The organism is Micromonospora sp. NPDC050980, assembly GCF_040653835.1.
GTDB lineage: Bacteria > Actinomycetota > Actinomycetes > Mycobacteriales > Micromonosporaceae > Micromonospora.
Map to the genome: position 1 here is coordinate 31910 of NZ_JBFAGS010000023.1, position 19809 is coordinate 51718.

A 19809-nucleotide genomic window follows, 5' to 3' on the forward strand; every position below is an offset into this window, starting at 1 on the left:
ATGTTAGCGCTTCCCAATGGCCTGATTTGACCTGATCAGAAGAGCGGCGAGGCATGTGGGTGGAGGAGGCGGGGCGAAATGTCATGCCCGGCAACGAACATGACCGGCCCCTCCCGGAGGCGAGAGGGGCCGGGTTTCGCATCGGCGCCGTGGGCGGCGTGGGCGGCGTGGCTCGTTCGGTCGGTGGCGCTGTGCTGCTGTTAGGCGGCTTGATCGTTGCGGGGGATGAGGTCGGCGGCGGCGTCGGCGCTGCCGCGTTCGAGTTCGAGGATGACGCTGGTGTAGGTGTCGGAGGTCAGGCCGATGGTGGAGTGGCCGAGGGTTTCCTGGACCTCCTTCATGTCTGCGCCGCCGTGGCGTAGGTAGGTGGCGGCGCAGTGGCGTAGGTCGTGCAGCCGCACGGGCGGCAGCCCGGCTTTGGCAATGAGGTGATCGAAGCGGTCGCTGATGGTCTGTGGGTGCCAGGGCTTGCCGTCGGGGCGGACGAAGAACAGGCCGGTGTCGGGCCAGTCGTCGCCGCTGACGGTCTTCCACCGGCTGCGCATCTCAAGGTAGGCCCGCAGGACGGCGATGGTTTTCGGGCCGAGGGGCACCATCCGGTCACCGGCGTCGCTCTTGACGGGTCGCGTGATGGGTGTGTAGCCGACGGTGGTGATCTGTTCGACGACGGTGAGGTAGCCGGCGTCGAGGTCGACGTCGTGGTCGCGCAGGCCGCACGCCTCCCCGCGGCGCAGGCCGCGATGCAGGATGAGCAGGAACATCGCGTAGAGGACGATGTCCTGTCGTTCGGTGTAGTCGAGGAACCGCCCGGCCTGTGCGGGCACCCACACCATCACCGGGCTCGGCCGTTTGCCCGTGGCCTGCCAGTGCTCAACCGCCTTGACAGTCCACACCCGCGCCCTGGGTCGCTTCGCCGTGGGTAGTTCGACGCCGAGGGCGGGGTTGGTGGGGATCAGCTTGGCCCGGACGACGGCGTCGTTGAGGGCCTTGCGCAGGGTGGCGTAGAGCCGCTGAATGCTGGCGGCCTCCATCGGCCGGACGCCTTTGACGCTCGCGCGGACGGCGGGGTCGGTACTGGCGCGAGCGGCGCGGATGGCGTCCTGCTGGCGACCGATCGCGGTGAACATCGCCTCGATGTGCCCGGTGCGCAAGCTCTGGATGGGAATCTTCCCGAGGTGGGGGAGCAGGTACAGGCGGATGTGGTCGGAGTAGCCGCGCACGGTCTTCTCCGCCAACCCGCGCCGTCCATCCAGCCAGACGGTCAGGTACTCGCCGGTGGTGGTGGGAACGGAGGCGGGCACGCCGGCGCGGATGCGGGCGGCGACCGCGTCGCGGTCGGGCAGCGGCGTGCCGGGCCGGCAGGCGTGCAGCAGGTCCCCGACCTCGACGGCGAGGTCGGCCTCGCCGCCCGCGAGGTCGAGTAGCGCGCGGGCGTGGCGCAGTTCGGCGGTGGCGGTGTCGCGGCTGTCGAAGCCGGAGCGGCGCAGTTGCCGGCGCGGCTGCGTGGGTCGGACGGGCAGTTCGATCTGGTACCCCCACGCGCCGTGGGTGGGGTGCCAGCCGCCGCCGGGGCGGCGTAGTTTCGGGCACCGGCTGCCGAGCCGCTTGCCGGTGTCCGGGTCGGTGCAGGTGCAGCGCTTGGTCAGGGCCCCTTCGGGGTTACGGGCGCGGGTCACGGTTCGGCCTTCCTGTCGCCGCCGGTGTGCGGCGGGTCGATGCTGCTGATTTCGTCGTGGTGATCGACGCTTCGCATCCCGCTCGGGGTCAAGTCGCCGGGCGACGGCGGCAGGCCCAGGGCGGTGAGGATGCCGGCGACGGGCACCTTGTAGCGGGCGCCGACCCGCAGGACCGGCACCGGGAATTCGCCGGTGCGGGCGAGGTCGTAGGACAGGGCTCGTCCCAGGCCGAAGACACGACCGGCGGTGGGTAGGTCGGTGATCGCGCCGAGTGCGCGGATGCGCTCTTCGGTCCACACCCCGCCACCGCTGGCCGGGGTGCTGAGCGCTTCTGGGGGACCGATGTCGTGACTGGTCACGGTGATTACTCCGAATCGTCGAAAGGGAGAGGAGAGTGGAATCAGGTCGGACAGGTGTGGGCCTCGCTCGTGGCGGACCATCACGCGCCACCACACGTACTGCCGCGGGGCAGTACGTGTGATGGCGTCCTTGCTCAGGGTTGGTAGGTTGCGCTCGTGAGTCACGTTCGGGCGGCGCTCTACCTCGACTTCGATAACGTGTTCAGCGGCCTCTACAAGTTGGATCCGGACGTGGCCGTTCACTTCGCCGAGAACCCGGCGGGATGGCTGCGCCGGCTGGCGACGACGGCCACGACGGATGGCGCGCGGCGCTGGCTGGTCCTGCGCTGCTACCTCAATCCCGCCGGCTGGGTGTACCGCCCAGACCCGGGCGGGGAGCAGACGCGGTTGTACTTCTCGAAGTTTCGGCCCTCGTTCGTTCGAGCCGGCTTCGACGTGATCGACTGCCCTCGCTACAGCAGCACAAAGAACGCGGCCGACATCAGGATCGTCGTCGACGCCGTCGACGCGCTGTCCGCCGACACCCGGTACGACGAGTTCGTGATCGCCTCTGGCGACTCCGACATGACCCCTTTGCTGCAACGCCTGCGCCGCTCCGACCGGCGAACGATGATCGTGTCACCGGCCGACGCGGCTGAGGCCTTCACCGCGATCGCCGACCAGGTTCTCGACAGCCAGCAACTGCTGGCACTGGTGCAGGGCGAGTCGGTCGACCTCGACGACGAGCCCGACAGTGAGGTGGAGGAGGGGTTCGACGAGCATGTGGCCGCTGTCGACGGTGACATTCCTGCCTCTGGCCAGAGCGAGGCGTACGAGGCCTTCCGGTCAATCGTGACCCAGGAGTACACCGCAGCGACCGAGCCGTTGAACATGGCTTCGCTCGCTTCCCGGCTGCGGACGCAGCTCGGTCCGTCGGTCAGCGACAGCAACTGGTTCGGCTTCGGCAGCTTCGCCCGAGCCGTGGCGAGCCTGACGTTGCCGGACCTGCGGATGTCGCAGCACCTGCTCTGGGACACCAGCCGCCATCCGGCTCCGAAGGCCGTCACCGCGACGCCACCACGCGTCGCCCTGCCGGATCCCGTCGAGCGCTTGGGCGACCAGCTCGATCTGCCGCGGATGCCGCAACCCTGGTGGCCGGCGATCTACCGGACACTCGCGGAGTACGCCCAGTCTCAGCGGTTCAACTGGACCCAGTGCACCAGCTGGGCTCGTGACCACCTTCGTGAGCAGGGGCTGCCGGTCAGCCGCAACGCCGTCGGGTTCGTCGTGCGGGGCACGTCGTTCGGCGGTTGCCCGTTGCACCGCCAACCTCCACCGGCAGCCGACGAGATCGCAGTAGCGTTCGTCGGCAACGTTCTCAGCCGCGCCGACGCAGCGGAGATCATGTTCTCCGACGATGAGGTCGCGACGGTCCACGCCTGGCTGGGCGCACCATCTGCCAACAGCACCGAGCAGGTAGGCCGGACGGAGAATCCGTCGTAGTGCGTTCCACCTGCGGCGACCGCTGGTCACGCGCGCACCTCCCACCGACGGGGGCACAGCAATAGCCGCAACGCTGCGGCAGCCTGTTGGGGGACGACGCCGTTGCCGAGAACCCGTAGTGCGGCGGTGCGCGGCAGCCCGAGAGTTGGGTCGGTGACCCAGTGCTCGTCGAGGCCCATGAGCCATTCCACGAACGGCGGCGCCAGGACCGGTTTGCCGTGCCGCCCCGGTTGGGTCGGCTCCGGCACGGGCCGTCCGAGCTGCAGCTCCCACCGGGCCACCGCCGCGGCGTACACCCCCCACCGGTCGGCGTCGGGCTGGCCCAGCCCGGCCACGGTGGTGCGCAGGTCCGCGCCACCGTCACCGTGCTTACCCGGCCCGTGTGCGTCGGAGGCGCGCGGAGTAGGCAGCGTCCGGACCGGAACTTGCACGGCTGCCGACGGCAGGGTGAGGTCGCCGTGCGACCCGCGTTGCCCGGGGCAGCCCTTGGTGCCGTCGGTTGCCCTGGGGGTGGGCAGCAGTACCTGCGACAGCGGCGGTCGCCATCCGACGCCGGCCCGTCGGCCCGGGGTGCCGGTGTCGCTGGCTCTCGGCGTCGGCAGCAGCCGCGCCGCGTCGCTCGGCGCCCGGCCCGCGCGCCCGGTGGGCGTGGTGCGTCCGGCGGTGGCGATCGCCGAGGACCGGCTGTCGGCCACTGTCGGCGTCGGCAGCAACCGCGAGGCGATGCCGGCCAGGGACGGCCGGCGGGCCGCCCCCGCCGAGGGGGACATGTTCGACCCGTAGGCCACTGCGGTCGGCGTCGGCAGCAGGCTGTGACGGGTGCCGGCCGGCTCGACCAGGTCCGGCAGCCCGTACGGGTGGCCGGGGCCCTTGCCGTCACGGGCGCACGGTGTCGGCAACGTCCGAACCCCCTCCCACTGGCTCGGCGGGAGTGGCCAGCAGGAACAGCCGGTCCCTGCGGTGGGCGGCACCGACGTCGGATGCGCGTAGGCATAGCCAGCTCGTGTCGTACCCGATCGCGGCCAGATCGGCGTGGACGACGTCGAGTCCTCGCCGCAGGAGGGCAGCGACGTTCTCCACGAAGAGCAGCCGCGGTCGAAGGACGCGAACGGCTGCGGCGACGTGGTTCCAGACGCTGGAGTGCTCGCCGGTGATACCGACGCGTTTTCCGGCGTTGCTGATGTCCTGGCAGGGAAATCCTGCGGTGACGATGTCGACGGGCGCGACCTGCGTCCAGTCGACGGTGCGGATGTCGCCGAGGTTGTCGACGTCGGGCCAGTGGTGGGCGAGGACGGTGGCGGCGTGCCGGTCGGTCTCGGCGTACCAGGCGAGCTGGCCGCCGAGCACCAGTTCGACGGCCATGTCGAGCCCGCCGTAGCCGGTGCAGACCGATCCGATGCGGGGGGCGGTGGTGTGGGCAATGCTCACGCCACCTCCCCGCGCCCGGCGTCCGCTGTCGCCGGCTCGTCGTGGGGGCAGGTCCACGGCCCACAGCCCGGCGCATCCCCTGGTCGGGGGCGTGGGCGCAGCTGCACCTCGTCGAGCGGCACCCGCTGGCGGTGCAGGAAGAACTGCCCGCGCAGCGGGTGCCCGTCGGCGTTGGCCCGCGCGGAGCCGTTGCGGATGGCGCGGTCGAAGGCGACCGCGTCGGCCCACTCCTGCGGGCTGTGCTCGCGCATGGCGAGCCAGAAGCCGTCGTCGTGGAACGGGCAGCCCACGCACGACGACTTCGGGGTGTCGGCAAGACCGTGCTGGGCCAGGAAGCGCAGGCAGTCGGTGCGCCGCCAGCCCAGGTCGAGCAGCGGGTGCACGTTGCGCATGTAGGCGACGTCGGAGTCACGGGCCCGGCCGATCTCATCGAGGCTGATCCCGATCGCGACCTCCGCCCAAACCCCGGCCGGCACTCGCGTCGGGTGCGGGTAGCCCAGCCGGCGCCGCACCTCCGCCTTGATCGGTTTGATCTTGTACTCGCCGGTGCACTGCCGGCGGGCCATGCCCCGCTCACCGTTGGGTCCCAGGGTGAACAGGGGCATGGAGGCGAACCTGTGGCCTGGGTCGAGCGCGTCAGCCCGGATGTCACCGGTGCTGACGCGCACGACCTCGATGCCGGCCTGCCGCGCGATGCCGGTCAGGCGGTCCAGATGCCGGTAGACTGCTGCTGGCTCCCAGCCGGTGTCGGCGAAGATCGCCGCGTCGAACCCGGGGATCGCGCCCTGGGCGGCGAGCAGCAGGAGCGTGGAGCTCTGCACGCCGGCGCCCAGGGACAGGTAGCGGTGGGTGGGTGCGCTCACACGACCACCTCGGTTCCGTCCTGCGGCGGCGCCTGCTTGGCGAAGATCAGGACGTCCTCGTGCGCGATGAGGTGCATCGGCACCCCGGACGAGCGGGCCTTGCGGACCTGCTGGAGCTGGAAGAACGACGGGCGGGCGACGAGCTGCCCGTCACGGACCGCGGCTAGCAGGGCGATGCACCGCTCGATCGGCACGAGCCCGGCGCGCAGCCCGGCGGCGATGACGGCGCTGGGCAGGTCGACCAGCTCGCCGCGCTTGCGCCACGGCCTGGCGGTGACCACGACGACGCCGCCGGGTCGCAGCAGGGCGGCGCAGCCGGCCAGGATCTGGGCGAAGCCGTCGGCGAGGCCGGTCAGGTCGCGGTAGGCGAGGTTGCCCCGGTCCTCGCCGTCGTTGTACCGGTCGTCGTACTTGACGACCCCGTGCTCGCCGGGTCGGACGAGGCCGTGGACGGTCGGCCCGTAGGGCGGTGAGGTGACCACGAGCGCCACCTGCCCGGTGAGTGCCTTCGGGACGAGGGACATCAGTCGGGTCGCGTCGCCGCGGATGACCGACGCGCGTCCGGTGGCGCCCTGGTCGTGGGCGTGGCGGATGTTGGCGTCGGCGATGTTCGACCATTGCGGCTCGTACTCGATGCCGAAGGCGTCGCGTCCGGCGTGGACGGCCTCGACCAGGGTGGTGCCGATGCCGCACATCGGGTCCAGGACCAGATCGCCGGGCTGGGTGTAGGCGGCGATGGCGTGGGCGGCGATCGCGGGAAGCATCCGGGCGGGATGCTTGACCGATTCCGGCACGTAGCGTCCGCGTCGCTGGACGGGGCCGGTCGACTGGGCGGTGGCCCAGACGGACAGACCCTCGGGGTCGGCGCGGTGGCGGCCGTCGTACCTACGCTGGCGGCCTTCGTAGTCGCGGCGCCGGCCCGGGTAGTCCTCGCTGGCCGCGGGGCTGCGGGTGTCCGGCTCGTTCGGGTCGGATGGTCCGGTGGTGGTGTGCTCAGGCACGGCGCTCACCGCCGTCGCGGCGCCGCCGCGACTTGGCTGCGGGAGCCGGGTGTGGGGTGAAGACCATCAGGTCGGCGTGCACCCGCAGGTGGGCGACCGACCACTGCTCGGGGTTGGCGTGGGCCAGGGTGAGCAGTTCCTCGTCGGCGACGTGGTAGACGAACTGGTCGCCGTCGGTGTCGGCCTCCACGGCGACGATGTGCTGCAGGTAGCCCAGTCCGGCCCGGGAGGCGGCGGCCACGAGCGGCCCGAAGTCCTCCGGCGTGGGCTGCGTGCCGGCGGGCACGCCGACGACGAGAACGAGGCAGCCGCCGGGGCGCAGTAGCCGCGCGCCTGCGGCCAGCAGCCAGGCGAGGCGGACCCGGGCGGTCGTGTCGGCCTCGTGCAGCGGCCAGGTGGCGACCACCAGGCTGGTGGCCGCGTCCAGCGGACCGTCGTCGGGCGGCCGGACGACTGCGGCGTCGGCGCCGGGCAGGTCGGGGTCGGTGAGGTCGTCGCCGAACCAGTCGCCCAGCTCGGGCGGCTCCTGCGCGTCGCCGCCATCCGGCTCGCCGGGCGCGGTGCGCGGAGTGGTCTCGGTCGTGGCCGCCGGCAGGCCGGTGGTGGCGGGTCCGATGACCAGGGTGGAGCTGTCGGTGAACCAGGCGCGGTGGTGCTGGCGCCCGCCTCGGGCGCAGACCGGGGACAGGGCGTGATCGGTGGTGAAGTCGACGACCGCCTCCCCCGGCCGGCTGTACGCGGCGACGAGGCGGTAGGCCAGACGGGTGGGTAGGCTGGTGTGGGTTTCGGCGTCGGTACGGGCCGTGCGCCAGACCGTGATCGGCACCGGCGGATCGCCGGCGACCAGGTCGATCAGTGTGGAGTCGGCCGGCTCGGTGTGGCCGGCCGGGTGGTGCGGGTGCGGCGTGTGCTCGCTCATGTGCTGTCGGCTCCGCGCCGCGCCGTGAAGCGCTGACACCCCCAAACCGGGTTTTGTGAGCCCCTGCGAACACTTGCCGAACCCACAAGCACTCACAACGCTCGACCCGCCATCAGCTTGTGCTGATTTCCGTCACGTTGTCGGTCGCTCGCGACGTGACGAGCCGTCGGCAGCCGCCCTACCGCGACGGGGCCCGGCTTCACGCCGGCCACCTTCTGTCAGTGACGCTGTGTCACTGACAGAAGTGATGACGGGTGCGGACGCCGGTGCGGAGAACGCTTCGGACGTCGACGTGGACAAGCGCTGTGACCAGCACTGTGAGACGCGTCGGGCGCCGCGTGTGGGCGGCGATGTCATCGACGCGGCATCGCCTGTCACAGGGTGCGGGATGTCCAGCGGTGACAGCGCGCCTGCGACTGTCACGGGCACTGCCGAGCCCGCGCGGGTCGTCGGCGACAGGGTCGTGACAGTGGCGCTGTGAGGCGACCGGATTGTCACAAGGGACCTTGCGCGTTGCCGGTGAGGTCGTGGACGCCGTGTCACGCGGTCGCGGCGCGCGGCTGTGCCACCGCCTGCGAACCGCGCGGTAACAGGCTCTGTCAGGGGTGTCACAGGGCAGGTCAACCGGCCTTTGTCAGACTCCCGGCCAACGATCAGCGGCGATGGAACGTCGTGCGTAGGGGCCACTGACAGCAGGCCGGGACGACGGCGGTGATCGGCGCTCTGAACAGCTCTGTCAGTTCCTTGTGAGCCGTCTGTGGCGCAATCGAAGCCGCCGGTCGCCGTGACATCGCCGGCGACGGCATCGCATCCCTTCGGTGTCACAGGAGTGTTGACATGAGCGTGTCCGACGCTACGAACTGGCCGACTTCCGCCCTCGACGCGGCGGAGACCGCCTTCGCCGCGCTGACCTGCGAGCCCGCGCCGCTGGTCCTCGACTGCACGGCGTTCTTCTTCGACACGAAGCTCCCGCAGCCGGTGATGGCGCTGCCGGCGCTGCGGGACTGGCTGCTGCGCCACCCCCGCGCCTACACGGCGCGTGACGAGGTGTGGCGGGAGCTGATCCGCCGCGCCCGGCTCGACGGGCCGCACTGGGTCGTCGCCGCGGTCGGCATGGCGATGCCGGCGCTGCAGCAGTACGCGGGCCAGCTGTGCGAGGGCTACGACGGCGACCCGGCGGATATCGACGCCGAGATCCTGACCGGGTTCCTGGCCGCGCTGCGCGACAGGGCGGACCTGACCAAACCCGCGCCGTACGCGAGCCTGTGCAAGGCGGCGTGGCGAGCCGGGCGGGACCTGCGGCTGCAGCAGCAGGAGTACGTGCCGGTGGAGGACATCGAGCACGTCGCCCCCGGCCCGCGCACCCCCCGGGTGCCGTACGGGCATCCGGACCTGCTGGTCCGCCGGGCGGTGACTCTCGGGGTCCTCGATCCTGAGGACGAGCAGGCCTACATCGACGTGCGCCTCGGGCGCCGGGCGATCGAGCCCATCGCCGTCGCCAACGGCGTCAGCGTGGATGCCTTGCGCATGCGGCTGTCGCGCATCGACATCCGCATCGCCGAGGCCCTCGCCGACGGGCTGCTGACCGGGGTCGCGTCGCCGGAAACCACGGAGCGACTGCGGCAGCGGGCGGAGCAGCGCAGTCGGCGCCGGGCCGGACGTGCCGCCGCTGCCCGCCGCGAAGCCGCCCGGCAACACGCCGCAGCAGCCGCCTGACCCCGCTGGCCGAGAACGGCCGTGGCCCGACGTGCAACGTCGCGCCACGGCCGTTCTCGTGTGCCCGGTGCCGCTCGCGGCGCAGCTGCTCCACAGGCAGCGCCTGCGCTGGAGCAGATCGAGGGGGAAGGGATGGCGCTTATTTCTCAGTCGACCTGCCCCGCAGTCACGTCCTGCAGGGCACCGTTCGGCCCGTTCGCTTCCGCGGTGAGGACCTGTCCGCCGTTGTCAGGAGCACTCGGCTCAGGGTGGACCGAGGCGGCCTTGTCAAGAGCTGTGAGCGCCGGCGGCGCTCACACCGCTCCCAGGCATCCGATTCCGATCCGGCTGTGAGTCCTCGCCCGCCAGCCCGCGCTGTCGCCGGTGAAACAAGCCTTGACCTGCGATGTGAGTCCGCACCAGAGCGGTGTGGGCGCGGGAAGTGTTCGCCAGGGCTCACAAATCCCGGTTTGGGGGTGCGGGACTTTTCGCGAGCCGTACCGCTCGCCGGTCCCGCCCGCCGCCGGGCGACACGGGCAGCCGCGATCCACGCGCCTCGGGTGCCGCGCCACGTTGATGCGCTGACACCACATTGATGACCGCAACCCACCCATGAGGGAGGACGAGCTCCTCCCGGGGCTCACGCGGTTCGCGCGCTTCTCGCCTGCGCCCGGCGGCGGTCCCATCGGACCGCTTCGAGCAATCGCCGCCCCCGGTCACGCCTGTTCGTGGCCGGGGCGCGGCGGGAGGTGAACCGCAATGTCCCGCACCCCACACCGCACTCTCCGAATCCCGCGAGCCGTTCGTCTCGCACTCCGCGCCGCCGTACCGCTGGCCGGCGTCGGCCTGTCGCTCGCCCTCCCGACCGCCGCGCACGCCGATCCCGGCGGCGGCGTCTACCTGGCGGCGAACTCGCTGCCAGTCGTGATCGCCAACCTGCAGAACTGGGTCATGGGCATCCTGGCCGCCATCGCCACCCTCTTCCTTGTCCTGGCCGGCGTGTACTGGGCCACCGCCGGTGGTGACCCGTCGCAGGTCGAAAAAGCCAAGCTCGCCCTGCGCAACGCGCTGATCGGCTACGGCCTGGCCGTCCTCGCACCGATCCTGCTGCAGGTCATCCAGGGCATCGTCGGGGGCTGATCATCATGGGATGGTTCCTCGACCAGGCTCTTGATTGGCTCACCACAGCGATCCTGGCCAGCCTCAACACCATCTTCGACCTCATCACCAGCATCCTGCTCACCACACCGAAGGTCACCGTGCTGCCGCAGGTGCAGGCGCTCACCGGCCGGTCGGTCTGGATCGTGGACACCGTCTTCGTGTTGGCGTTCGTCGCCGCCGGCGTGCTCGTCATGGTCGCCGACGGCGGCGAACAGTCCCGCTACACGGTCAAGGACCTCCTACCGAGACTGGTCGTCGGGTTCACCGCCGCGCACTTCTCCCAGTTGGCCTGCGACCAGCTCATCGATCTCGCCAACGCCCTGACCGCAGCGATCAGCGAGGGCGGCTACGACGGCGACGGCGCATTCACCGCGATCCGCAGCCACCTCGCGGCGGCCCAGGACCGCACTGTCCCGCTGTTGTTCCTGGTCCTGATCCTCATCATCACCGCCCTCGTCGTGACGGCCGCGTTCCAGCTGATCGGCCGGTTCGTGGCGCTGCTGGTGATGACGAGCATCGCGCCGCTGGCGCTGGCCTGCCACGCGCTGCCGCAGACCGACGGTCTCGCCCGGCTGTGGTGGCGCGCCTACGCCGGATGCCTGGCGATACCCGTGGCGCAGGCGTTCTTCCTCACCGCGGGGCAGCAGACACTGCTCGACCCGGCGACCATGCTGCCCGTGTTCGGCCTGCCCGTCGACCCGGGCGGCACGCTGAACCTCTTGGTCGTGGTGGTGCTGCTCTGGACCACCGTCAAGATCCCCGGGCTGATGGCCCGCTGGGCGGGCCAGACCGGACGCGGCACGAGCACCATGCTCGGCGCGGTCGTGCGCGTCGTCGTGGTGCAGCAGATCGCCCGCACCATCCCCGGCCTGAACACCCTACGGAGGACTATCAAATGACCCGAGCCGAATCCGAAGCGCCCATCAGGGCACGCATGCACGCTGACGTCGACGCCCCCGACAAGGTCGCCTACGGCCTGACGTTCCACCAGCTGGCGATCGTCGCCGCCGGCGCGCTCTGCTTCTACGCCGTATGGCGCACGCTGCACGGCGTCGTGCCCGAGCCGGTCCTGATCGGCGCCGGTGTGGTGCTCGGCGGGCTGGTCACCGGCCTGGCGCTCGGCCGCCGCGACGGCCTGTCCATGGATGTGTGGCTGCTGCACGCCATCCGCCACACCCGCACCCCCCGATCACTGTCCACCGCCGCATCGACCGACGCTGGCGCACCGCCGGACTGGATCGAGACCCCCAGGAGCGGCCGGGTGCCGCTGCCGGCGCCGCTGCGGCTGCCCGCCGACGCCATCGACGACGACGGAGAGGTCAGCCTCGGCGGTGCGCGGGCGGCGATCGTCGGCACCACCACCGTGAACCTCGCGTTGCGCACCCCCGGCGAGCAGGCGGCGCTGATCGACGGCTGGGGCCGGTGGCTCAACAGCCTGTCGACCCCGACGCAGATCGTCGTGTCCGCGCAACCGGTCGACCTGGCCTCCCACAGCCGGGCCCTCGCCGCCGCCGCGCACGCCCAGCCGCACCCGCACCTGCGCGCGGCGTGCGGCGATCACGCCGCGTTCCTCGGCGACCTCGCCGCCCGCCGCGACCCGCTGCGCCGGCAGGTCCTCATCGTCACGGGCACCGCCGCGGGCGAGCACGGCCACCACGCCGCGCGGCGCCGCGCCGACGACACGGTCCGGGCCCTGTCCGGCCTCGGGGTGACCCCACGGGTGCTGGACGGCCCGGCGGTCACTGCCGCCCTGGCCTGCGCAGCCGACCCGTACCGGCCGCCGCGTCCCGGCGGCCTGGCCGCGCCCGACGCCGTCATCACCGTCGCCGCACCCACCCGCACCCGCACCAGGAGGAGGACTTCATGATCAGGAAGAGAAGGTCTGGCGGCGACAGCGCACAGTCCCAGCGGGGCTCGCTGGCGTCGGCGGTCGCGCCGGCCACCGTCGAGGTCACGCCCCGGTGGCTGCGCGTGGGCGACGGGTTCGCCGCGACCCTCGTGGTGACCGGCTACCCGGCCGAGGTGGGACCTGCGTGGCTGGAGCCGCTGCTGTCCTGGCCGGGCCGGCTCGACCTCGCGGTGCACATCGAGCCGCTGCCCGCGCCGATCGCCGCGTCCCGGCTGCGCAAGCAGCGGGCACGGCTGGAGTCGTCCCGGCGGGCCGACTCCGAACGCGGCAAGCTGGCCGATCCCTACGTCGACGCCGCCGCGCACGACGCCGGTGACCTGGCCGAGCGGCTGGCCCGAGGCGCGGCAAAGCTGTTCCGCGTCGGCCTGTACCTGACCGTGCACGCCCGCACGGAAGACGAACTACTGGAGGCGTGCGCGCAGGTCAGGGCCGCCGCCGCGTCGACCCTGCTGGAGGTGCAGCCCGCGACGTGGCGGCAGCTTCCCGGCTGGACCACCACCCTGCCCCTGGCCACGGACGGGCTGCGGATGCTGCGCACCATGGACACCCAGGCCCTCGCCGCCGCGTTCCCATTGTCGAGCCCGGACCTGCCCGCGCCGCTGCCCGGCGACCCGCCGGCCACCGGCGGTGTCCTCTACGGCGTCAACCCCGCCAGCTCGGGGATCGTGTGGTGGGACCGCTGGGCGCAGGAGAACCACAACTCGGTCGTCCTGGCCCGCTCCGGGGCCGGGAAGTCGTACTTCGTGAAGCTGGAGGTCCTGCGCAACCTCTATCAGGGTGTGCAGGTCGCGGTGGTGGACCCTGAGGACGAGTACCTGCGCCTGGCCGACGCGGTCGGCGGCAGCATCGTCCGGTTGGGCCTGCCCGGCGTGAAGATCAATCCCCTGGACCTGCCGGTCGGTGACCGGCGTCCCGACACGCTGACCCGTCGCGGGCTGTTCCTGCACACGCTCATCAGCGTGCTGCTCGGCCATCAGCCGCCACCGGCGGAACGCGCCGCGCTGGACCGGGCGATCCTCACCGTCTACCGGGCCGCCGGGATCACCGCGGACCCGGCCACCCACCACCGGCCCGCGCCGCTGCTGCGCGACCTCACCGTGGCGCTGCGCGCTGACGACGACCCGGCCGCCGCGACGCTGGCCGCCCGGCTCGCGCCGTGGGTGCAGGGCAGCTTCGCCGACCTGTTCGACGCACCCACCACCCAGGCCCCGGTCGGACACCTGGTCGTGTGGTCGCTGCGGCACTTGCCCGACGAACTGCGCACCGTCGGCACCCTGCTGGCGCTGGACGCGATCTGGCGCACGGTCGACGCCCCGCAACGCCCGTCACGGCGGCGGCTCGTGGTGGTCGACGAGGCGTGGCTGCTGATGCGCGACGGCGAAGGCGCCCGCTTCCTGTTCCGCATGTCGAAAGCGGCACGCAAGCGCAACGCCGGGCTGACCGTCATCACCCAGGACGCCGCCGACGTGCTGGGCACCGATCTCGGCCAGGCGGTGGTGTCCAACGCCGCCACGCAGGTGCTGCTGCGGCAGGCGCCGCAGGCCATCGACGCCGTCGGTGAGGCGTTCGGGCTCACTGACGGTGAGCGGCGGCTGCTGCTGGCGGCCCGCTGCGGCCACGGCTTGTTGATCTCCGGGGTTAGCAGGACCAGCTTCGAGTCGGTCTCCTCCGACGCGGAGCACGCCCTGGCGACGACCGACCCGGCCGAGCTGGCCGACCTCGACGAGGAGGACGACCTGTGACACCACCGACCGAAGCCTTCAGAGCAGCGCTCCTGTCACCGGCGCCCGGGCCCACCATCGGCCCGGGCGCCGATCCTATCCCGCCCCCCACCGGACCCGCGTCGGCGCTGGTCGACGCCGCCGCGTGGGCCACACAGCGGCCGTGGCTGGCGGCTGTCGCCGCGGCCCTGCTGATCGCGTGGATCGCAGCCCGGAACCTGGTCGAAATGTGGCGGCACCGCCACCACGCCCGCGGCGCGCGGCTGGTGACAATCGCGCCGCCGCCGGAGGTCGACCCGCACAGCGCGCCAGCGTTGTGGGCGAACCTGGCCGGCGTGCTGACCCCGTCGCGGCGGCGGCGCCTGGTCCACGGCGCTCCGCACGTCGTGTGGCAGTACACGTGGTCCGGCCGGCAGCTGCTCATCTCGATCTGGGTGCCCGGCACCGTCCCCCCGGGGGCGGTCGAGGCCGCGGTGCGGGCGGCGTGGCCCGGCTCGTCCACCACCACCGACGACAACCCACCGCCGCCGGTCCCCCTGGAGGCGCGTCCCGCGGCGGGTGGGCACCTGCTGCCCGTGTACGCGGAGTGGCTGCCGCTGTCCACCGACCACGACACCGACCCGCTGCGCCCGCTGATGTCGGCCGGCGCGCAACTCAAACCCGGCGAGTACGCGTGCGTGCAGATCCTCGCCCGCCCGGCCACACCCCGGCGGGCGGCGCGGGCCCGCCGCGCGGCCGGGCGGCTGCGGGCCGGCAAGAGCGCCGTGCCGGCGGTCAACCCGGCTGCGCCGGTGCTGTGGCTGCTGGAGGCGTTCCTGCCCGGCAGCGGCGGCATCGGCCGCACCGCGGCGCCCGCCGCCCGTCGGGATCCCACCGTCGAGCGCGACGTCCGGGCGATCCTGGACAAGACCGCGCACCCGCTGTGGCAGACCGGCATCCGGTACGCGGTCGCCAGCACCAGCCGGCGGCCCGGCGCCGACCCGCGCGGGCGGCTGCGGGGTATCGCGGACACGATCGCCTCGGCGTTCGCCATCCACACCGGCCGCAACCGGCTCACCCACCGCGCCCGCATGCCCGCCCCGGTGGCCGTCCTCGCCGCCCGCCGCCTCGGCCCGGGATTCCTCACCTCCGCCCCGGAACTCGCCGCACTGGCCGCCCTGCCGCAGGATCTCGCGGTGCCCGGCCTCGACCGGGCGCGGGCCGCGTCGATGCCGGCGCCGGTCGCCGTTCCCGGCGGCGGGCGGGGGGTGAAGATGCTCGGCGACGCCGAGATCGGCGGGCACAGCGTGGGGCTGTCGGTGCCGGACGCGAGGTATCACATGCATGTGATCGGCTCCACGGGCTCCGGCAAGACCACCCTGCTGGTCAACATGGCCCTCGACGACATCAAGGCCGGCCGCGGCACCGTCGTCATCGACCCGCACGGCGACCTCGTCCTGGACATCCTCGACCGGCTCCCCGCCACCGTCGCCGACCGCGTCGTGCTCTTCGACCCCGACCAGGACAACCCGCCGACGCTGAACCCTCTCGAGGGCGACGACCCCGACCTGGTGGTCGACAACCTCGTGTCGATCTTCGGCAACATCTTCGCCAAGGCGTGGGGACCGCGGATGGACGACGTCATGCGGGTGGCCTGCCTGACCCTGCTGCGCCACAACAACGTGACCCTGCAGCACATCCCCCCACTGCTCAACAGCCCCCAGTTCCGCTCGGCGATGACGGTGGACCTCGACGACCCGGCCGGGCTCAGCGGCTTCTGGCAGTGGTACGACAGCCTCAACGACAGCCTGCGCTCGCAGGTCATCGGACCGGTCCTCGCCCGGTTGCGCGCGTTCCTGCTGCGCGACTTCGTCAAACGCACCATGCGCTACCCCCGCTCGAGCTTCGACATGGGCCGCGTGCTCAACGGCGGCGTGCTGCTCGTCCGCATCCCAAGGGCGTGCTCGGCGAGGACACCAGCCGACTGCTCGGCTCCCTCGTCCTCGCGCAGGTGTGGCAGGCCGCCACCGCCCGCGCCGGCGTCGCACCCGACCGGCGCCGCGACGCCAGCCTCATCATCGACGAGGCCCAGAACTTCCTGACCTTGGCCAACAGCCTGGACACGATGCTCGCCGAGGCCCGCAAGTACCGGCTGTCGCTCGTGCTCGCCCACCAGGACTTGGCCCAGTTTCCCCGCGACCTCCTGGCAGCGGCGTCGGCCAACGCCCGCAACAAGGTCTACTTCACCGTGGCGCCGGAGGACGCGAAAGTGCTGTCCCGGCACACCCTGCCGGAACTGGGCGAGCACGACCTCGCCCACCTCGACGCGTACACCGCCGCCGCACGCCTCGTGGTGAACGGCCGGCAGACGCCCGCGTTCACCATGAAGACCCGGCCGCCGAGGCCGGTCGTCGGCGAGGCGACCGCCATCCGCCAGGCCGCCGCCGCGGCGGTACCGAGCCAGGACACCGGCGCCGTCGACGACCTCGTCGAACGGCTCAGCCGCAAGCCCGACGACAAGCGGCGCTCCCGTCCGAAGGGCGACCGCAGCTGAGGAGTCTGTCAGGCGGTGGCGTCGCCCGGGTCGCGCACCGGCTCGCCGCCGGGATCGCCGCCGGTGACCGCCGCAGGCTGGCAGGACGGTGCTGACCTGGCTGTCAGTGCCGCACACGCTCCGTGACAGGCCCTCCGCACCGACCTCTCCCTCTCCAGACACCCCTCCCGATCGGGAGGGGAACCCCATCTTGCCTAGGAGCAAACGTCGTGTACTCCCGTGTTCCTCCTGCCTCCAGCAGCCCGGATCCGCTCGCGGTGTTCGGTCGCATCGTTCCCCGCGACCACGCCCTCCTCGGGCTGCTCGCCGAGCATTACCTGTTGTCCACCGACCAGATCACCAACGCCTTCTTCGACAACCGGCGCACCGCCCAACGGCGGCTGACGATCCTGCACCGCCTCGACGTGCTGCACCGCTTCGGCCGCAGCGGCGCCCACGGCCGGTACGGGTCGCTGCTCTACACCCTCGGACCCGTCGGACTGCAACTGCACCCGACGACCTACCACGACCCGAACGGGCTCGGCGGCAAGGCGCCCCGCAGCTCCCTGGAGCGGGCCAAGCGGATCGCCGCCAGCGGCCAGGTCAACCACCTGCTCGGCGTCAACCAGTTCTTCACCGACCTCATCGCCACCGCCCGCCACACGCCCGACGCCCTACTGTCGCGCTGGTGGTCCGAGCAGCACGCCACCACCGTCTACGTCCAGGCCGGCATCCGCCCCGACGGGCACGGCGTGTGGACCGCTGGCGGCACCTCGACCGGCTTCTTCCTCGAGCATGACAACGACACCGAGAACCTCGCCCGGGTCGTGGCCAAGCTGCGCGGATACGAACGCCTCACCACCTTTGGCCCCCGCTACCCCGTGCTGTTCTGGGTCCCCAGCCGCCGCCGCGAGGCCAGCCTGCTCGGGGTGCTCGGAGGGCTGCGCACCGCCAGCCCGATCGCGACCGCCGTCCACGGCCCGGACCCGGCGGGCCGGGTCTGGACCCTCGTCTCAGACCTCACCCACCGGCGGTACCTGCACGAGCTGCCCTGCGACCACGGACCCGACACGGTCACCAACCCGCAGCGCTTCGACGACCTGTAGGGCTCACACCGCAGGCCAGCGGGCGCCGGACAGGCCAGCCTGGGCGCCTGCGCGCAGGCTGACCACCGTCCGCGTCTGTCAGCAAGCAAGACCGTCTGTGAGACCGGGAAAGTCTCACAGCGTCGACGCCGACGACGGCCCACAGCGGGTCGGGATGTCTCACAGCGCAGGTCAGCCCCACTTTTCGGCGATCAATTCGTCGGATGGGCCTGACAGATCAGGCCGCTACCGTTCACGGCACTAACACCACCTCATATCTCCACCCGGTCCGGTCCCACCTCGGAACCACCGCCGCACCCACCGGTGCGCCACGCCCACCCGCCCCACCCCGGGGCCGGTCGGCGCCGCGCCGCGCGGCGACCGCAGGTCGCACCGCACCAACCCGCACCACACCTCACCCCGCAACCGACCCACGCACCCAGTGGGCCGGTCATCTCCGCGCGCCCTGACGCGCCAACCTGCAAGGAGGACCCCTTATGGCCAAGAACGCGACCCGCAAGGTCACCGAGCCTGCTGTCACACCGACGGCGACGATTCGCACTATGATCGTCTGTGTGCCGGGCGACCTGCCCCGCGAGTCCCTGACCGCACACCAGCTCGACCGCAACTTCGGCGTGCAGGGCACGCTGTCGCCCCGATTCTGGGCCAGCCCCGCGGTGCACCTGTGGCAGCGCAGCCAGATGTTCGGACTGCGCAAGGGCCGGCCGGCCTACTGCGCGGGCGGACCGGCGCGACTGCTCGACCTGACCGGCATGCGTCACGCCGCCGCCGTCGGGGCGGGCATCCGCCACCAACTGTTCAGCCGCGCCGTGCACGGCACCCGCAACGCCACTCCGTGGCACGTCTACGAGGCCCGCCACCTGGCGGACCCGCAGGAGTACCCGTGGGACAAGGCCGTCGCGGACTTCAACAACCAGCCCCGGGTCAACGCGATTCGGATGCACAACGCCGCCACGTACGGCGCCGGGCAGATCGCCCTGAACGAACTGGAGATGTATCAGGCCGGCTGCATGGCCTACCAGCACCACAGCGCCCTGACCGCGGTCGCGGGCGACGCGCTGATCACCGCCGAAGGAGCCAGGCTGGCCCCGGCCAGCGACGCCATGGCCGACCGGGTGACCTACCTCGAACAGGCCAACCGACTGTTCGCCGCCATCGATCCCGACCAGCGACTGCTCGCGGTCGCGCTCTGACTGCGCCCCGGACAGGAAGGAGACACCCCCGATGGGCCGCGTCATGTTCCTGCTCGACGAGGTCGAGCACCTCGCCGACGCCTGCGTCCGCGCCCAGCGTCGCAGCGCGGCGAACCGCGCAGCACCCCACCCGGCACCCGCGTTGCGGGTGATGCACGACGAGTTCGGTCAGATCTACCTGACCGGCACCAGCACCTACACGGGCGAGAATCACCGCCTGCGGCCCGTCACCTCCAGCCTGCTGGGCTGGCAGGAGATACCGGTGCTCGCCGGAGAGCTCACTGGCAAGCGCTACCGACGGCTGTACCCGGGCCGTCTCGGCGACATCCCGCTGTACGGGCCGAAGCACCACCTGCTGCACCTCATCCAGACCGGCGTCGACGCCGGCTGGAGCACCTTCGTCGTCGACTACCTCGACGACACCGTCATCCCCGGCGTCGGCCGCGGGCGCTTCCACGCCCCGCGCTGACACCTGCCGGAATCGACCGGGCCAGCAGCCGCCATCCCCGAAGGATGCGCGCTGCTGCCCGGTCGGCTCCGCCAACCACCTCACCCCTGCTTTTGGAGTGGGAGGGGACCGGCTCAGCATGAGAATCGGTCCCCGGTTCACGCTCATCCCTGACACCGTCCGGGAGTTCGCCGAGCCGTCGCAGCCGCCGCGCATCACGCCGACCCCGTCGATGACGAATCCGCCGGCCCCGCGCTGCTGCTCGTCGCCGACGACGGCGTCTACCTCCTGTCCAACGGCCTGCGTAACCACCCCGGCCCGAGCAGCCTGCGGACT

The 19809-nt window shown here is 72.1% G+C and carries 16 protein-coding genes and 1 pseudogene; 10 read left to right on the forward strand and 7 right to left on the reverse strand.

Annotation, left to right across the window (positions count from 1 at the left end; genetic code table 11):
- Nucleotides 1-200: 200 nt before the first annotated feature.
- Both AB0H28_RS25565 and AB0H28_RS25570 read right to left on the reverse strand, forming a co-directional pair.
- Nucleotides 201-1676, reverse strand: a complete 1476-nt coding sequence (locus tag AB0H28_RS25565) for a tyrosine-type recombinase/integrase (protein ID WP_358045068.1) — start codon at nt 1674-1676, stop codon at nt 201-203.
- Nucleotides 1673-2116, reverse strand: a complete 444-nt coding sequence (locus AB0H28_RS25570; RefSeq protein ID WP_358045071.1) for a hypothetical protein — start codon at nt 2114-2116, stop codon at nt 1673-1675. The genes AB0H28_RS25565 and AB0H28_RS25570 overlap by 4 nt, the downstream gene beginning before the upstream one ends.
- A 75-nt stretch (nt 2117-2191) precedes the next feature.
- Here AB0H28_RS25570 and AB0H28_RS25575 point away from each other — a divergent pair, with 75 nt between their 5' ends.
- Entirely contained in the window at nt 2192-3517 is a 1326-nt protein-coding gene (locus tag AB0H28_RS25575; RefSeq protein ID WP_358045073.1) for an NYN domain-containing protein, read from the forward strand.
- Between the two features lie 26 nt (nt 3518-3543).
- Here the strand turns inward: AB0H28_RS25575 and AB0H28_RS25580 are convergent, their stop codons facing one another.
- The 5 genes from AB0H28_RS25580 to AB0H28_RS25600 are packed head-to-tail and all read right to left on the reverse strand — an operon-like array spanning nt 3544 to nt 7728.
- The gene (locus AB0H28_RS25580) at nt 3544-4416 is read right to left on the reverse strand and encodes a hypothetical protein (protein WP_358045076.1); all 873 of its coding nucleotides are present in this window, start codon (nt 4414-4416) and stop codon (nt 3544-3546) included.
- Nucleotides 4394-4945 (reverse strand): DNA cytosine methyltransferase, encoded by a 552-nt coding sequence (locus tag AB0H28_RS25585; protein ID WP_013289213.1) that lies wholly within the window; start codon nt 4943-4945, stop codon nt 4394-4396. Before AB0H28_RS25585 ends, AB0H28_RS25580 begins: the two co-directional genes overlap by 23 nt.
- Entirely contained in the window at nt 4942-5808 is an 867-nt protein-coding gene (locus AB0H28_RS25590; protein ID WP_358045079.1) for a hypothetical protein, read from the reverse strand. Before AB0H28_RS25590 ends, AB0H28_RS25585 begins: the two co-directional genes overlap by 4 nt.
- Nucleotides 5805-6809, reverse strand: coding sequence for a DNA methyltransferase (locus AB0H28_RS25595; RefSeq protein WP_358045082.1), 1005 nt, complete (start codon nt 6807-6809; stop codon nt 5805-5807). Before AB0H28_RS25595 ends, AB0H28_RS25590 begins: the two co-directional genes overlap by 4 nt.
- Nucleotides 6802-7728 (reverse strand): hypothetical protein, encoded by a 927-nt coding sequence (locus tag AB0H28_RS25600; protein WP_358045085.1) that lies wholly within the window; start codon nt 7726-7728, stop codon nt 6802-6804. The genes AB0H28_RS25595 and AB0H28_RS25600 overlap by 8 nt, the downstream gene beginning before the upstream one ends.
- A gap of 837 nt (nt 7729-8565) precedes the next feature.
- On the opposite strand from AB0H28_RS25600, the gene AB0H28_RS25605 reads away from it, so the two are divergent.
- The 9 genes and pseudogenes from AB0H28_RS25605 to AB0H28_RS25645 all read left to right on the forward strand — a co-directional run bounded on the left by AB0H28_RS25605 (nt 8566) and on the right by AB0H28_RS25645 (nt 19494).
- The gene (locus AB0H28_RS25605; protein WP_358045088.1) at nt 8566-9444 is read left to right on the forward strand and encodes a hypothetical protein; all 879 of its coding nucleotides are present in this window, start codon (nt 8566-8568) and stop codon (nt 9442-9444) included.
- A 738-nt stretch (nt 9445-10182) separates the two neighbouring features.
- A complete protein-coding gene (locus tag AB0H28_RS25610) occupies nt 10183-10563 on the forward strand; it encodes a pilin (RefSeq protein ID WP_358045091.1) in 381 nt (126 codons plus the stop codon).
- Nucleotides 10564-10568: 5 nt separating this feature from the next.
- The gene (locus tag AB0H28_RS25615) at nt 10569-11483 is read left to right on the forward strand and encodes a hypothetical protein (protein ID WP_358045094.1); all 915 of its coding nucleotides are present in this window, start codon (nt 10569-10571) and stop codon (nt 11481-11483) included.
- A 35-nt stretch (nt 11484-11518) separates the two neighbouring features.
- On the forward strand, nt 11519-12451 hold the full coding sequence (locus AB0H28_RS25620; protein ID WP_358045097.1) for a PrgI family protein: 933 nt from the start codon (nt 11519-11521) through the stop codon (nt 12449-12451).
- Nucleotides 12448-14235, forward strand: a complete 1788-nt coding sequence (locus AB0H28_RS25625; protein ID WP_358045100.1) for a DUF87 domain-containing protein — start codon at nt 12448-12450, stop codon at nt 14233-14235. The genes AB0H28_RS25620 and AB0H28_RS25625 overlap by 4 nt, the downstream gene beginning before the upstream one ends.
- Nucleotides 14236-14342: 107 nt before the next feature.
- Nucleotides 14343-16747, forward strand: a pseudogene (locus AB0H28_RS25630) (ATP-binding protein).
- A 209-nt stretch (nt 16748-16956) separates the two neighbouring features.
- Nucleotides 16957-17832 (forward strand): replication-relaxation family protein, encoded by an 876-nt coding sequence (locus AB0H28_RS25635; RefSeq protein WP_358045103.1) that lies wholly within the window; start codon nt 16957-16959, stop codon nt 17830-17832.
- Between the two features lie 542 nt (nt 17833-18374).
- Nucleotides 18375-19025 carry a hypothetical protein gene (locus tag AB0H28_RS25640; protein WP_358045105.1) on the forward strand — a complete coding sequence of 217 codons (651 nt, stop codon included), beginning with the start codon at nt 18375-18377 and terminating at the stop codon, nt 19023-19025.
- A gap of 31 nt (nt 19026-19056) precedes the next feature.
- Nucleotides 19057-19494 (forward strand): hypothetical protein, encoded by a 438-nt coding sequence (locus tag AB0H28_RS25645; protein WP_358045108.1) that lies wholly within the window; start codon nt 19057-19059, stop codon nt 19492-19494.
- The last annotated feature ends 315 nt before the right edge of the window (nt 19495-19809 follow it).